Source organism: Ferrimonas pelagia, assembly GCF_039543565.1.
GTDB classification, from domain to species: domain Bacteria; phylum Pseudomonadota; class Gammaproteobacteria; order Enterobacterales; family Shewanellaceae; genus Ferrimonas; species Ferrimonas pelagia.
The window spans coordinates 52,985-66,300 of the sequence record NZ_BAABJZ010000100.1 but is presented as its reverse complement, the minus strand read 5'-3'; the positions used below and the strand labels follow the sequence as shown (position 1 = coordinate 66,300).

The window sequence follows — 13,316 nt, the reverse complement described above, 5'->3', positions numbered from 1 at the left end:
AGCCAATTGTTGCCACCGTATCTGATCAAGAGAGAGTTTCATGGCGCTGAAAGCCACCGTATTTAAAGCTCGTATCCAGCTGTCCGACATGGATCGTCATGTTTACACTGAAAAAAACATGACCATCGCGCGTCACCCGTCGGAGACCGATATGCGCATGATGTTGCGGGTGCTGGCTTGGGGGTTGTACGCCGATGACCGGCTGGAATTTACCCGTGGCTTGTGTGAAGACGATGAGCCGGAGCTGTGGCAGAAGAGCTTCAGTGACGAGATCGAGCTGTGGATCGATCTGGGCATGCCGGATGAAACCCGACTGAAGAAAGCCTGTGGTCGCGCTAAGCAAGTGGTGGTGCTGGCCTATGGCGATCGTTCCGTGCCGATCTGGTGGGAGAAGAATCAGGGCAAATTCAGCCGCTTCGATAACCTTAGCGTGGTGTTTGTCGGCGAGGAGGGCGCGGAGGCGCTGGCGGCGATGGCTGCTCGCACCATGGACTTGTCCATCAACATCAGCGACGGCGAAGTGGCGATCAGCAGCAATGAAGGTTATGTGCAGCTGGAGCCGGAATACTTACGTCGCGCCCAGTGATGGCCGTGCATCAGATCTAACAAGGGGAGCCGATCGGCTCCCCTTCTTGTTTGCGGCGATGTCGCAGCGTGGCGCTAGGCGTCGGCCGCCTCAAACTCTGGCAGGGCGTTGAGACGCTGCTGCCAGCTGATCCGGGCAGCCGCCAGTTGGGCCGGCTCGTAGAGCTTGGCGGGGTGGGCGCCCCAGATGGGCGCAGGCCAGGCGTCGTCGTGTTTAAAGCGAGCGACATGATGGATATGCAGCTGGGGCACCATGTTGCCCAGTGCCGCGACATTCATCTTGTCGGCGTGCAGGCTGCGTTGCATCAGTTCCGCGAGCTGGCAAGAGGCCTCAAATGCGGCTTGGCGCGGGGCCGTTGGCAGCGAGTGGAGCTCACGGATGTTGGCGTATTCGGGGATCAGGATCAGCCAAGGATAGCGGCTGTCGTGGCTGAGGCGGATCTGACAGCCGTTGAGGCGGCCGATCAGGCTGGAGTCAGCTTGCAGTTGGGGATGAAGTTCAAACATGGGGATACTTGGTTTTGGGCTCAGTGGCGTTACGCTACCGGAACGGGCCGATTCAGGCAACGCCGTCGAGGTACTGCTGGCGTATGGCCACCAACTCGGGCTCCAGCGTAAGAAAGTGATCCACCAAGCTGGGATCGAACTGACGCCCTCGCTCCGCGCGGATCTGCTCTAGGGTGTCGGCAATGGTCCAGGCGGGTTTGTAGGGGCGCACCGACGTGAGGGCATCGAAGACATCGGCGATGGCGACGATCCGACCTTCGATCGGGATAGCGTCGCCCTTAAGGCCCACCGGGTAACCCGTGCCGTCCCAGCGTTCGTGGTGGGTTAATGCGATGCGGGACGCCATCTGCATCAGATCGGAGCCGAGTTGGCCGAGGATCTCGGCCCCCAGTTGCGGGTGCTGACGCATCACCAGCCACTCCTCTTCATCCAGCCGGGCGCGCTTCTTTAAGATGTGATCGGGGATCCCGATCTTGCCGATATCGTGCATCGGAGCGGCGTTGAGGATCAAACTGCAGTGGGGCTCGCTCAAGCCAGCAGCTTGGGCCAGGCGGTGGGCAAAGTGGCTCATGCGGATCACGTGAAGGCCGGTTTCATTGTCCTTGTACTCGGCGGCGCGGCCCAGACACTGAATGATATGCAGCCGGGTTTGCTCCAGCTCGGCGGTGCGCTGCTGCACCAGCGACTCGAGATGGCGCGCCTGGTTGTACAGTGCCAGCTGGGTGGCCACTCGGGCTTTGACCACGGCGGCATTGACCGGTTTGCTGATGTAATCCACTGCGCCGAGGGCCAGTCCCGTCGCTTCATCCTCGACTTCGCCTAAGGCGGTGACAAAGATAACCGGGATGGCCTTGCTGGCGGGATCGGCTTTGAGTCGTCGGCACACTTCCAGGCCATCGATGTCCGGCATCATGATGTCGAGCAGGATCAGATCCGGCGGGTTCTTTTGCACGATCTTCAGTGCGGTGGCGCCATCCAAGGCGACCTGCAGTTGGTAATCCTGACGTAGGATCCCCACCAGGACATCGATGTTGGCCGCGGTGTCGTCGACCAGCAACAGGGTGGCCTGTGGCTGTGCTTGGCGATCAGTCATGCTCATCGTTGCCCTTCAGTTGCTTATCCAGCCACGCCTGGGCGCGGTCAAATTGATAGCCTTTTATCAGTGTAGCCAGTGTCTGCAGCTCGCCGGCTTGCGGGTGCTGCTGTTGCGCGAGCTGCTCGGCCAGCTCGGCGGCTTTGGGATCGTACTGCGCCAGCAGGGGTTTGAGTTGCTGTAGTGCTTGCTGAAGTTGCGACTCGGTCCTGACTTGCTTGGGCGGGGCGGGCTGCCACTGCCCCAGGGCATCGAGCAGTGACCGCATCTGGGAATCCAGCTGGCTGAATCGGTCTTTGTCATAGTGCTGTACGCGACTTTGGCTCTCCAGCGCGGCGAAGCCCTCTACCAGCGACGGGCTCGCCAAGCTGCCGCTCAGCCCCTTAAGGGTATGGGCGATCCGCTCTGCCTGCGGCCATTGCTGCCGGCGCAGATGCCGCTGCAATTGGGTCATGCTGTCTTGTTGGGTTTCATAGAAGCGTTGCAGTAGCCGGCGATAGAGCTTGCTGCTGCCCTGCACCAGTTGCAGGCCGCGATCGACATCCAGCAAGGGATGGTGGGGCCAGTGATCGGCGTGAGGCTCGGCCACCGGCTCGCTGGCGCTGAGCGGCGTGTCGTCCCCCAAGTAGTGCCACAGCACGCGATGCAGTTGGGTCAGATCGATCGGTTTGGCGATATGGTCATCCATGCCGGCCGCCAGACATTTCTCGCGATCCCCCTGCATGGCGTTGGCGGTCATGGCGACGATGGGCAGTTGGCTGAGGTTGAGCTGCTGGCGGATCGCCGCGGTCGCTTCAAAGCCATCCATCACTGGCATTTGACAATCCATCAGCACCAGATCGTACGGGCTCTGCTCTAACTTATGCAGTGCCCGTTTGCCGTGCTCGGCGACGTGCACGGTCAGGCCGAGCTGTTCGAGGAATTCACAGGCCACCTCTTGGTTGATCGGATTGTCCTCGACCAGCAGCACGGTTTTGCCACGGAGGATCGCCAGTTGGTCGGCGTTGAGGGTTTGGTCGCTGCGCTTGCGCACGGGGCGGGCGCGACCCTGTTGGCCAAGCAGGCCCAACAGCGCGTCGAGCAGGCGACTGGGGTTGATGGGTTTGGTCAGGGTGCCCGCCAGGCCGAGCCGGTCGCTGCCCTGCTGCAGGGCGTCGTCGCTGAAGGCGGTGAGGATCAGGATCCGAGCGGCCGGGATCCCCCGCTCGATCAGCTTGCCGGCCAGCGCCAGGCCGTCCATCTGGGGCATGCGGTAATCACACAGCACCAGCTCGGGTTGCGCGCGTTGAGGGAGCTGCTCCAGTGCCTGCGCGCCACTGCGAGCCCGTTGCACCGCGAAGCCAAAACCGGCCAGGGTGCGCTCGAGCACCTCCAGCGCGGTGTCGTTGTCGTCGACCAACAGCAGGGGCGTGTTTTCCAGCTCCAGCAGGGGAGGCGGGCTGTCATTGGGCGCGGGGGCGAGTGGGATGGTGAAGTGGAAGGTGCTGCCGGCACCGGGCGCGGAATCGACCCGGATCTCGCCGTCCATCAGGCTGATCAGATGCTGACTGATCGCCAGCCCGAGTCCGGTACCGCCGTATTTGCGGGTGGTGGAGCTGTCGGCCTGGCTGAACGACTGAAACAGTCGTTGCTGCTGGGACTCGCTCATGCCGATCCCGGAGTCTTGCACCGCAAAGCGCAGCGGCGGAGGCTCGCTATCGGTCCCTGAGCTGCTGATGGACAGCACCACCTCGCCCTGCTCGGTAAACTTAAGCGCGTTGCTGATCAGGTTGGTCAGCACCTGGCCGAGCCGGAGCGGATCGCCGATCAGCCGTTTGGGTACGTCCGCTGCGATGGCAAACAGCAGCTCGATCCCCTTGTCGCTGGCCTTGACCGCAAACAGATCCGACAGCCGCTCGAGCAGCTGCTCCAAGCTGAATTCGGTCTGCTCCAGCTCCAGCTTGCCCGCTTCTATCTTGGAGTAATCCAGCACGTCATTGATCAGCCCAAGCAGCGACTGGCTGGCGGAGTCGATCTTGTGCAGGTAGTCGGCCTGACGCGGCGCCAGCTCGGTTTGTAGGCACAACTGGGTCATGCCGATGATGGCGTTCATCGGCGTGCGGATCTCATGGCTCATATTGGCCAGAAAATCGCTTTTGGCGCGGTTGGCGGCGTCGGCGGCGTTCTTGGCTTGGGTCAGGGCGTCGTTGATCTGGCGTCGCTCGGTGATGTCGGACATGGTCAGCACCAGCGCGCTGTCCGGTCGTCGATCTTGATCGAGCCGCACTGCGCGCAGATCGGCCCAGCGCAGTTCACCGCCGGGCTTGCGATAGCGCAGTTCACAGGCTAGGTGGGCGCTCGTGCCCTCTTGCAGTGGGGCTAAGCGGGCATTGAAGGGATCGCGATCGGCGGCGGGCAGCAGTTGGCTGATGTGCTGACCGAGCAGCTGCTCGGTGGGCAGCTCGGCGAACTGGAGAAAGCGCTCGTTGATCTCCTTGATCACTCCGTTTGGCGTGAGCGTGGCGATGGCGATCCCGGCGTTATCGAACAGGGCACGGAAGTGGGATTCGGAGTCGGCCAATTGCTGCGCCATCTCCCGCCGCTCGGCGATGTCGAGCAAAAAGCCGTTCCAGCGTGGCAGACCCGCGGGATCGTGATCCAGTCTGGCGCCGATACTGAACCAGCGTGGCTCGCCGCCGTGGGGGGTCATGCGCAACTCCATATGCCAGTCTTCCTGGCGCCGAAGGGAGCGGCGCATGGCGTGCTCCAAGCTGCGCCGATCGGCATCGACCACGCAGTTCAGAACGGTGGTGGGATCGGCCAAGACCTGTTGGGGAGTCAGCCCGAATGCGGTGGTGATCCCACCACTGATAAAGGTAAAGCGGACCTTATGTGGTTCATCCTCGGCCACCAGCTGAAACACCACGCCCGGCACCGATTCGGTGATGGTCTCCAGCTGTTGTTTGGCTTGCTGCAGTGCCTGCTGATCTTGTTGTCGCTCGGTGATATCTCGGATGATGGCGGCGATCTTGACGCCTTGGCCCGAGCTGTCGGGCAGCTGACTGAGGCTGATCTCAACCCCCAGCTCGGAGCCATTCTTGCGCCGCAGGGTCAGATCCTGATCCCGCCCCATCGGCCGTGGACGGGGATCGCGGATGAACCTCTCCCGCAGCTGTGGGTGACGGGCGCGCATCGATTGCGGCAGCAGGACTTCCACCGGCTGGTTGATCAGCTCATTGCTGCGATAGCCGGTCAGTTGCTCGACCTGTTGATTGAGGTAGACGATGCGGCCATCGGGCTCGACCAGCAAGATGGCGTCCGGCGCGGCTTCGATAATGGATTGATACCAGCGGCCCGCCTCCACCTCGTCGCTGATATCGGTCAGCAGCGCTTCGGCGCCCAGCACCTGATCCTGTTCATCGCGGATCGGCTGCAGGTAGACATTGAACTGACGGGCTCGTCCGTCCCGATGGCGCAGCTCCAGCGGGTGGGGCGGGACCGCCTCGCCCTGCAGCGCTTGTTGCTGGTAGCGCCAGTTGGCCTCATTGGCCGGGTTGTCGGTCAGCAGGCGCGGAAACTTATCCCGCAGCTGGGCCGCGTCGTAGCCCAGCACGGCCGAGACGCTGTCACTCACCTGCAGTATTCGGCCGCCTTGGTCCATCGACAGGTAGAAGGCCTGATCGCCCATGCCCTCCAGCAGTCCGGCGAGGCGATTGCCGTGGGCGTCGCGCAGCCGTTTCTCCCGCTCTTGCAGGCTGGCGGCCATGGACAGTAGGCCCTGATCCAGCGCCTGGATCTCCTCGGTGCCCGGGTGGCTGAGCGGCGCCAGTGTGCGGCTGCCGTGCTGCAGGGCGATCACTCGGCTGCGAAGCTGCTCCAGCGGTTGCAGCAGGCGACGGCTGAGCAGCCAGCTGATCAGGCCAAACAGCAGGCCGTAGATCAGCAGCTGCAACAGGTTACGACGGTACTTCTCTCGGATCGGGGCGTCGACCTGCTCGGCCGGGCGGTGCAGGATCATCAGCCAATCGTTTTGCGGCAGGCGGCGAAAGGCGACCACACTGGCGGTGCCGTCGGCTGTCTGCAGCCGCCGCACGCCGTGGCCCAGCTGGCGCGCGTCGGCTTGCAGTTGGCGATTCGATTCGGTATCGGCGAGCAGATCGGACAGTTGGGTATTGAGGATCAACGCTGGGTTCGGGTGCGCCAGCAGACGGCCGTCGGCGTCGGCCAACAGCAGCTCCTCATTGCTGAGATCCAGTCGTCGAGCCAGATCCTGCAACGCCAGATCGGCGGTGATCACCCCATGGAATTGACCGTCGATAAACAGCGGGGCGCTGTAGCTGGTCATCAGGATGTTGCCCGCCGACTCATCGAAGTAGGCAGGGGTCCAGATCGCGCTGTTGCTGCTTTTCGGTCGACTCCACCAATCCCAGTTCCCATCGCTGTAGTCGTAGGCATTGGCGGCGATGTCGATGCTGTGAAGACCGGTACGGTCGCGCCAGCTGTAGGGGGCAAAGCGGCGTTGATAGAGGGCGGGATCGAGTGCAATGGCGCTGCCGTAGAGGGCGGGGTTGTCGTTGAGGTGGCGTTGGGTGAGTTGGTATAAACGGGGATCGGGCGGCAGGGGGCCGTGCTCGAGGTGAGACACCGAGCCATTGACGGTCTGGCTGACGCGCGCGAGCAGACCTTCGAGCCGCTCGGCCAGCAGGGCCAGCTCATCTTCCATATGCTGGTGCACCTCATTGCGCCAGCGGGTTTGCTCGACATAGAGGTTGAGGGCCTGTCCCAGCGCCAGCAGCAGGAGCATGGGCAACAGCAGTTGCCAAAGTACCTGACGCCGAAGCGGGGGCGGCTTGCGCTTGCGATCCAAGATCTACCCTTCCACCAAAACCATGAAGGTTTCAGTGTAGTAGGCATTCTTTATCTGGGCTGAGGGCGCGAAATGACCTGGATGTGGCGGGCGTCGCCGGGCTGCCGCGCGCGGCCATGGGGCCGGATCAGAAGCGGATCGATCCGGTCAGCATCACGCTGTCTTTGCCGATCAGCGGGGTCAGTTGAACCGGGCTATAGGGATCCACCAGCCAATAGCTGAAGGCCATGCCCAGCGCGGCGCCCGCCAGCACATCGCCCCAGCGATGGTGATCGGTGTTGACCCGGCTCACCGCGGTCCAAGACGCCAATGCATAGGCGGGCACGCCGTACTCCCAGCCATAGCGCTGCTGCAGGTAGCTGGCGGCGGCAAAGGTATTGGTGGCGTGGCCGCTGGGAAAGCTGTCGTTGCTACTGCCATCGGGCCGCTCGGCATCGACGCTCGACTTGAGCGCCAATGCCGTAGCGGAGCTGGCGGCAAAGCTTATGCCGAATTGCCACAGGCCCTCGCTATCGTCCTTGGCCCAGCTGGTGGCGGCTGCAGCGGCCGGCAGACCAAATCGTAAGATCTGCGCCAGATCTTCGCTGGTGGACGCATGAGCGGAGAGGCTCAGAGTGCCGATCACGCAGCTGGTAATTAAGGCTAAAGGTTTCATTTGCTAGCGCTTTTACTCCAAAGGGAGCGCCAGCATAGCAACCCTGAAGAGGCTGTCCAAGCTCTGGTTGAACGAGCGATCCGCTGGACATGGTGCGTGTCAGAGCTGAGGCGCGACCACCACAAACTGGTGAGTGCCGGCGATTGGGGCGTACCAGACGCTGCCATCGACGTAGTAGCTGGCGCCATTGACGGTCACCGCGGTGGTTTCTACCGGTAAGCCGTCAACGACGGTGCCGGCTGCTGGGCCTGAGGCAGCAACCGGCGCTACGGTTGTCGGCGATGGGCTGGTCACGGCCGTGACGGTGGCGACCGGCGGTTGTTCGACGTAGACATAGGTGTCACCGCTGCGTCGGTAGTAGGCGTTGTCGATCACGGCATAGCTGATCCCGGCGATCACCGCGAAGCTGGCGGCGCGGGGCAGGGCGCTGTGGCGATAGCGGCGCACCTTGGGGGCTTTATAGACCGGCTTATGTTGCGGCTTGATCACGATAACGCTTTTCTTGTGCTTCTGGCCCTTTGGACCTGATTGGGCCGCCGCCTGTGCGGGCAGCGCAATGGCCAGCAGGGTCAGGATGGCAATGGTCGGTTTGGTTAGACGTTGCATGGAGCCTCCAAAGGGGCAGTGGGAACAGGCAACCATTCTAAAGTAGCAGGAGCACAGAGTTGTCGCCGCGCTGTCGGCAAGACGTATCAAAGTGTATTCGTCGGTGATTAGGGTTCAAGCGGGGAGAGGAAGCCGGTGGTGGGGAGGGACGCGCTGCGGGCCTTGGTGGCAATAAAAACGCCGCATCCTGGCGGATGCGGCGTTCTCTATCGACTCAACAAGCGCTAAGGCTTACTGGTTGCCGAAGTTCTCACGACGTGGGCGACGCTCGGTACGCTCACCGCGTGGGGCGCTGTCACGGCTACCACGGTGGCCACTGCGCTCGTTACGGTCGCCACGTGGGGCGCCGTCACGGTTACCACGGTAGCCGCCTTCACGACGACCGCCATCACGGTTGCCACCGTCACGACCACGGAAACCGCCGTCACGACGTGGTGGACGATCACCGCGTGGTTCGATCACTTCGTTGGTCTTCTCTGCTGCCAGCGCACGGTTACGTACGTGGATGGCCTTCAGCTTAGACAGGGTTTCACCTGGCATGGCTTTTGGCAGTTGCACCAGAGAGTGGGCGTCGTGCAGACGGATCTGACCGATGTTGCCGGAATCCAGTTGCAGCTCGTTGGCGATGGCGCCGACGATGTCTTTCACCTGGGTGCCGTGCTCACGGCCCACTTCCAGACGGTAGGTCTCGAAGTCAGTCGCAGGGCGACGCTCACGACGGGCACCGCGCTCAGGACGGTCACCACGATCACCGCGCTCACGACGGTCTTCGCGATCGAAGCGTGGCTTTGGATCTGGGTTTGGCTTCAGCGGCTTGGTGCGCTGACGCTGGAACAGCAGGGCTGCGGCCAGTTGCTCAACGCTCAGCTCGTTCTCTTCAGCCATTTTGCTGATCAGCTCTTGCATTTCGGTCAGTTCAGTACCGGAAACACATTCAGCCAGCTCAACGCTCAGCTTGGCAATACGGTGCTTGCCCAGTTCATCTGCGGTTGGCAGTTCCATCATTTCGATGGTGCCGGCAGTCTGACGCTCGTAGAAGCGCAGCTGACGCAGTTCACGTGGACGGGCGAACAGGATCGCAGTACCACTGCGGCCAGCACGGCCGGTACGACCGATACGGTGTACGTAGGACTCGGAGTCCATTGGCAGATCGTAGTTCAGTACGTGAGTGATACGCGGTACGTCCAGACCACGGGCAACGACGTCGGTGGCGATCAGGATGTCGATCTTACCTTTGTGCAGTTGGGCAACGGTGTGCTCACGCTGCTGCTGGCTCATGTCACCGTTCAACGCTGAGGCTTTGAAGCCCAGGTTGGTCAGGTGGTTGGCCAGTTCCATGGTGTCGTTACGGGTACGTACGAACACGATCATGGCATCGTATTCCAGGGTCTCAGCCAGACGCTCCAGAGCGGTCATCTTGTTCAGACCGGACACCTTCCAAGCTTTCTGGACGATGTTGGCTTTCTGGGCTTTATCCGCGGCGATCTTAACGTGCTTAGGATCCTTCAGGAAACGCTCAGCAATGCGGCGGATCTGGTTTGGCATGGTGGCCGAGAACAGCGCCATTTGGGCTTGCTCTGGCAGGTGCTCCAGGATCCACTCGATGTCTTCGAGGAAGCCCATGTTGAGCATCTCATCGGCTTCATCCAGTACACAGCACTGAATGCTGTCCAGAACCAGGGTACCTTTGCGGATGTGATCCATCAGACGACCCGGGGTCGCAACGATCACTTGGGCGCCACGCTCGATCTCGCGGATCTGTGGGCCGTAAGGCTGTCCGCCGTAGATAGTCGCTACGCGCAGGCCTTTCATGTTTACAGCAAACTCTTCCAGGGCGGTTGCCACTTGGATCGCCAGTTCACGGGTCGGAGCCAGAACCAGCATTTGAGAAGCACGCTGACGCGGATCAATGCCTGCCAGAGCCGGCAGACCAAAGGCAGCGGTTTTACCGGTACCGGTCTGGGCTTCACCCAGGATATCGTTGCCATCCAGCATATACGGGATGGACTGAGCCTGGATTGGGGTCGGGGAAGTAAAACCCATGGCAGAAATGGCGTTCAGCAGCGCTTCGGGCAAACCGAGGCTGGAAAAATCACAGCTATTAGACATTAAGATGCTCTGTATAAAGGCAGGAGGAGGGCCCTGCTAAAAATTTGAGGAGGCGATAGCCCAGCGACGGTCCCATAAAAACACGCGGTCGCATGGCGCTTCTCGCCCCGGAATTCAAACACTGAAAAGAGGTAGCAATGTTTGAGGCCGCGAATCATACCGGACTCAAACATAAATGCAAGCATTCTGTCGGAAATCTGACCGGTTCTGTCGGCTGGGACAGGATTTTACGCTAACTCATTGGTTTTGATTCGGATGTCATTTCTTCTGTTGGCGCAGATCTGTGGCCTCGGCTGACGGGACTGCGTCGCCATGCACTTCAAATGCAGAAAAGGTGCGGGCGTCCATGGCGTCGGGCCAGTGATCAGCGCGCCAGCCGCCTTTGCGCAGCAGCGCATCGACAAAGTCGTTTTTGTCCGGTAACTGGTGCCAGACCACGGGGAGAAACAGGGCCGAGCGTCCACCTTGGCGTAGCTGTAATCCCTGTCCGGCTTGCAGGTAGTGCAGCAATTGAGCCCGAGAATTGGCCGCAATGGCGTGCTTGGGGCCGAGGATATGGATCTCTATCTGGCAATCGTCCAGTTCGGCCTGAGCCAGTGGGGCAAAGCGGGGATCGGCGAAGGCGGTTTGTTGCGCCAGATGGGACAGCAAGGCGGTCAGCGGTTGGGTTTGGTTGCCGGTGACGCCCATGCAGCCGCGCAGTGCGCCGCCTTTATGCAGGCTGACAAAGGCATCGGTGATCCGATCGCCCCACTGCAGTGATGGCGGCTGGGCGGTTTGGCCCCATTGGGCGGCGATGCTCTGGCGCACCCAGGCAAGCCAGCGCTGTTGCTCGGCGGGTGACGGGGTGTCATTGCAGGACGAATGCGGCATAGCCCACCACCTGTTGATGATCGTGATTGACGCGGGCGGAGGTGTCCTGCGCCACTTTGTGGATCGACAACCCCTGGTGTTGAGCCCAGCGCAGGGCACCATTGAGCGGATAGGCGCCACAGGCGTCGTCGCCATTGAGCCCGGCGTCGAACTTGAGGATCCGCCTAACCGTCTCACCATCGCGTTGCAGTGCTTCGGTTTGCGCATGGAAGTGGCTGAGATCGGTGCTGATGATCAGTAGATCATCGGGCTCAACCTGCTCGGTGAGCAGTTGTTCGAGCTCGGCAGGGGCGATCTGGCCCACCACCAGCGGCACGATAGGAGTGCCCGGCAGCAGGCGCTGCAGAAACGGCAGCTGCACCTCAAGGCAATGCTCGAGCTGATGAGCGGGATCGCAGACGGTGACATGGGGACAACGGATCAAGCGTTCAAGGCAGTGTCGATCCAGCGGCACGGGGCCGAGTGGCGTATTAAACTCGGCCCAGCTGGGGGCGGCGATCCCACGCAGCGCGACGCGGTGGGCCGGGCCCAGCAGCCAGATCCGCTGGTAACGGGTTTGCGCCAGATAGGCGAAGGCGTGCGCGGCGATGGCGCCGGAGTAGACATAGCCGGCGTGCGGGACGATCAACGCGCGGGGGGCGCTGTGGGGTGTTGCCACAGGAAGCGGTGACAAAAAGGCGTCCAGTTGCTGGTTTAAGCCAGCGGGATCGTCAGGATAAAACGCACCGGCAACGGCGGGCGGACGGGTTGAGCTCATCGGTGTTTCCTTTTGTGCTGCGCCAGAGCCTACCGAATGTGCAGGACAAGGGGATAGAGTGGCTGGCCATCACTACAATTATAGGAGGAACCCGCCTAACCGGAGCTGAGCATGTCGCTGCCCCCGCACACGGTCGCCACCGACTATTGGCAACGGCTGGATGACGGCCGTATTCAGTGCACCCTGTGCCCGCGCCTGTGCAGCCTGCGTGAAGGCAAACGGGGCGTTTGCTTTGTCCGTCAGGCGCAGGGCGGCGCCATCGTGATGACCAGTTATGGTCGCTCCTCCGGCTTTTGCATCGATCCCATCGAAAAGAAACCGCTCAATCATTTCCTGCCCGGCACGCCGGTGCTCTCCTTTGGCACTGCAGGCTGCAACCTGGCCTGCAAGTTCTGTCAGAACTGGGATATCAGCAAGTCACGGGAGATGGACACCTTAGGCAGCGCTGCCTCGCCCGAGGCACTGGCCCGCACCGCCGAGCGCAGTGGTTGTCGCAGCGTTGCCTTTACCTACAACGATCCGGTCATTTTTTTCGAGTACGCGTTGGATGTGGCGGCGGCGTGTCGGGCGCGGGGGATCCACACGGTGGCGGTGACCGCCGGTTACATCAACCCTGAGCCGCGCCAGCGCTTCTTTGCTGCGATGGACGCGGTCAATGTCGATCTCAAAGGGTTCACCCAGGACTTTTATCACAAGATCTGCGGTGGCGATCTGGCCCCGGTGCTGGATACGCTAATCTATATAAAGGAAGAGACCAACTGCTGGTTGGAGATCACCACCTTATTGATCCCCGGACACAATGATTCGGACGCAGAGCTCACCCGAATGTGTCAATGGCTTAAGGACAAGCTCGGTAGCCAGGTGCCGCTGCACTTCACCGCCTATCATCCCGATTTTAAGATGCTGGAGCCGGGACCGACCCCGGCGTCGACCCTAAGCCGGGCCCGGGCAATTGCCCGCGCCTGCGGCCTGCAATACGTCTACACCGGCAATGTGCACGACAGTGATGGTGGCAGCACCCGCTGCCCGCGCTGCCGGGCGCTGCTGATCGAGCGGGACTGGTATGAACTGGGCAGTTGGGGGTTGAGCCTAGATGCGCAGGACCAGGGCGTGTGCACTGAGTGCGGGGAGGCGATCCCCGGCCGGTTTGAGGCGACGCCGGGCCAGTGGGGACGGCAACGGGTGCCGGTACGGATCGGGTGAAGCACCGCATGCGGTGCTGCGCGCCAAACCGGCAGGCGATAACTGAGAGGCCAGTACGCCGCTAAGCAGGCTTTGTCACGGC

The 13,316-nt window shown here is 61.8% G+C and carries 10 protein-coding genes; 2 read left to right on the top strand and 8 right to left on the bottom strand.

What is annotated here, in order from left to right; all coding sequences use genetic code 11:
* Window positions 1-40: 40 nt before the first annotated feature.
* The gene (locus ABEA08_RS18050) at window positions 41-586 is read left to right on the top strand and encodes a YaeQ family protein (RefSeq protein ID WP_345336783.1); all 546 of its coding nucleotides are present in this window, start codon (window positions 41-43) and stop codon (window positions 584-586) included.
* 74 nt (window positions 587-660) lie between these two features.
* Here the strand turns inward: ABEA08_RS18050 and ABEA08_RS18045 are convergent, their stop codons facing one another.
* The 8 genes from ABEA08_RS18045 to amrB all read right to left on the bottom strand — a co-directional run bounded on the left by ABEA08_RS18045 (window position 661) and on the right by amrB (window position 12,031).
* Window positions 661-1,092, bottom strand: a complete 432-nt coding sequence (locus ABEA08_RS18045) for an HIT domain-containing protein (protein WP_345336782.1) — start codon at window positions 1,090-1,092, stop codon at window positions 661-663.
* 52 nt (window positions 1,093-1,144) lie between these two features.
* Window positions 1,145-2,191 carry an HD-GYP domain-containing protein gene (locus ABEA08_RS18040; protein WP_425557384.1) on the bottom strand — a complete coding sequence of 349 codons (1,047 nt, stop codon included), beginning with the start codon at window positions 2,189-2,191 and terminating at the stop codon, window positions 1,145-1,147.
* Window positions 2,178-7,031 (bottom strand): PAS domain S-box protein, encoded by a 4,854-nt coding sequence (locus tag ABEA08_RS18035; RefSeq protein ID WP_345336781.1) that lies wholly within the window; start codon window positions 7,029-7,031, stop codon window positions 2,178-2,180. Before ABEA08_RS18035 ends, ABEA08_RS18040 begins: the two co-directional genes overlap by 14 nt.
* Before the next feature lie 127 nt (window positions 7,032-7,158).
* Window positions 7,159-7,686, bottom strand: coding sequence for a phosphatase PAP2 family protein (locus tag ABEA08_RS18030; RefSeq protein WP_345336780.1), 528 nt, complete (start codon window positions 7,684-7,686; stop codon window positions 7,159-7,161).
* A 99-nt stretch (window positions 7,687-7,785) separates the two neighbouring features.
* Entirely contained in the window at window positions 7,786-8,292 is a 507-nt protein-coding gene (locus tag ABEA08_RS18025) for a hypothetical protein (protein WP_345336779.1), read from the bottom strand.
* Window positions 8,293-8,523: 231 nt separating this feature from the next.
* Complete coding sequence (locus tag ABEA08_RS18020) at window positions 8,524-10,401, bottom strand: DEAD/DEAH box helicase (RefSeq protein ID WP_345336778.1); 1,878 nt, start codon at window positions 10,399-10,401, stop codon at window positions 8,524-8,526.
* Window positions 10,402-10,659: 258 nt separating this feature from the next.
* Complete coding sequence (gene amrA, locus ABEA08_RS18015) at window positions 10,660-11,274, bottom strand: AmmeMemoRadiSam system protein A (protein ID WP_345336777.1); 615 nt, start codon at window positions 11,272-11,274, stop codon at window positions 10,660-10,662.
* On the bottom strand, window positions 11,252-12,031 hold the full coding sequence (amrB, locus tag ABEA08_RS18010) for an AmmeMemoRadiSam system protein B (protein ID WP_345336776.1): 780 nt from the start codon (window positions 12,029-12,031) through the stop codon (window positions 11,252-11,254). Before amrB ends, amrA begins: the two co-directional genes overlap by 23 nt.
* Window positions 12,032-12,142: 111 nt before the next feature.
* Between amrB and amrS the strand changes: the two genes are divergently transcribed.
* Window positions 12,143-13,234, top strand: coding sequence for an AmmeMemoRadiSam system radical SAM enzyme (gene amrS, locus ABEA08_RS18005; protein WP_345336775.1), 1,092 nt, complete (start codon window positions 12,143-12,145; stop codon window positions 13,232-13,234).
* Window positions 13,235-13,316 lie beyond the last annotated feature (82 nt).

Coding starts and splice junctions, on each gene's coding strand:
- ABEA08_RS18050 (WP_345336783.1), top strand. CDS start 41: ATGGCGCTGAAAGCCACCGTATTTAAAGCTCGTATCCAGCTGTCCGAC.
- ABEA08_RS18045 (WP_345336782.1), bottom strand. CDS start 1,092: ATGTTTGAACTTCATCCCCAACTGCAAGCTGACTCCAGCCTGATCGGC.
- ABEA08_RS18040 (WP_425557384.1), bottom strand. CDS start 2,191: ATGAGCATGACTGATCGCCAAGCACAGCCACAGGCCACCCTGTTGCTG.
- ABEA08_RS18030 (WP_345336780.1), bottom strand. CDS start 7,686: ATGAAACCTTTAGCCTTAATTACCAGCTGCGTGATCGGCACTCTGAGC.
- ABEA08_RS18025 (WP_345336779.1), bottom strand. CDS start 8,292: ATGCAACGTCTAACCAAACCGACCATTGCCATCCTGACCCTGCTGGCC.
- ABEA08_RS18020 (WP_345336778.1), bottom strand. CDS start 10,401: ATGTCTAATAGCTGTGATTTTTCCAGCCTCGGTTTGCCCGAAGCGCTG.
- amrA (WP_345336777.1), bottom strand. CDS start 11,274: ATGCCGCATTCGTCCTGCAATGACACCCCGTCACCCGCCGAGCAACAG.
- amrB (WP_345336776.1), bottom strand. CDS start 12,031: ATGAGCTCAACCCGTCCGCCCGCCGTTGCCGGTGCGTTTTATCCTGAC.
- amrS (WP_345336775.1), top strand. CDS start 12,143: ATGTCGCTGCCCCCGCACACGGTCGCCACCGACTATTGGCAACGGCTG.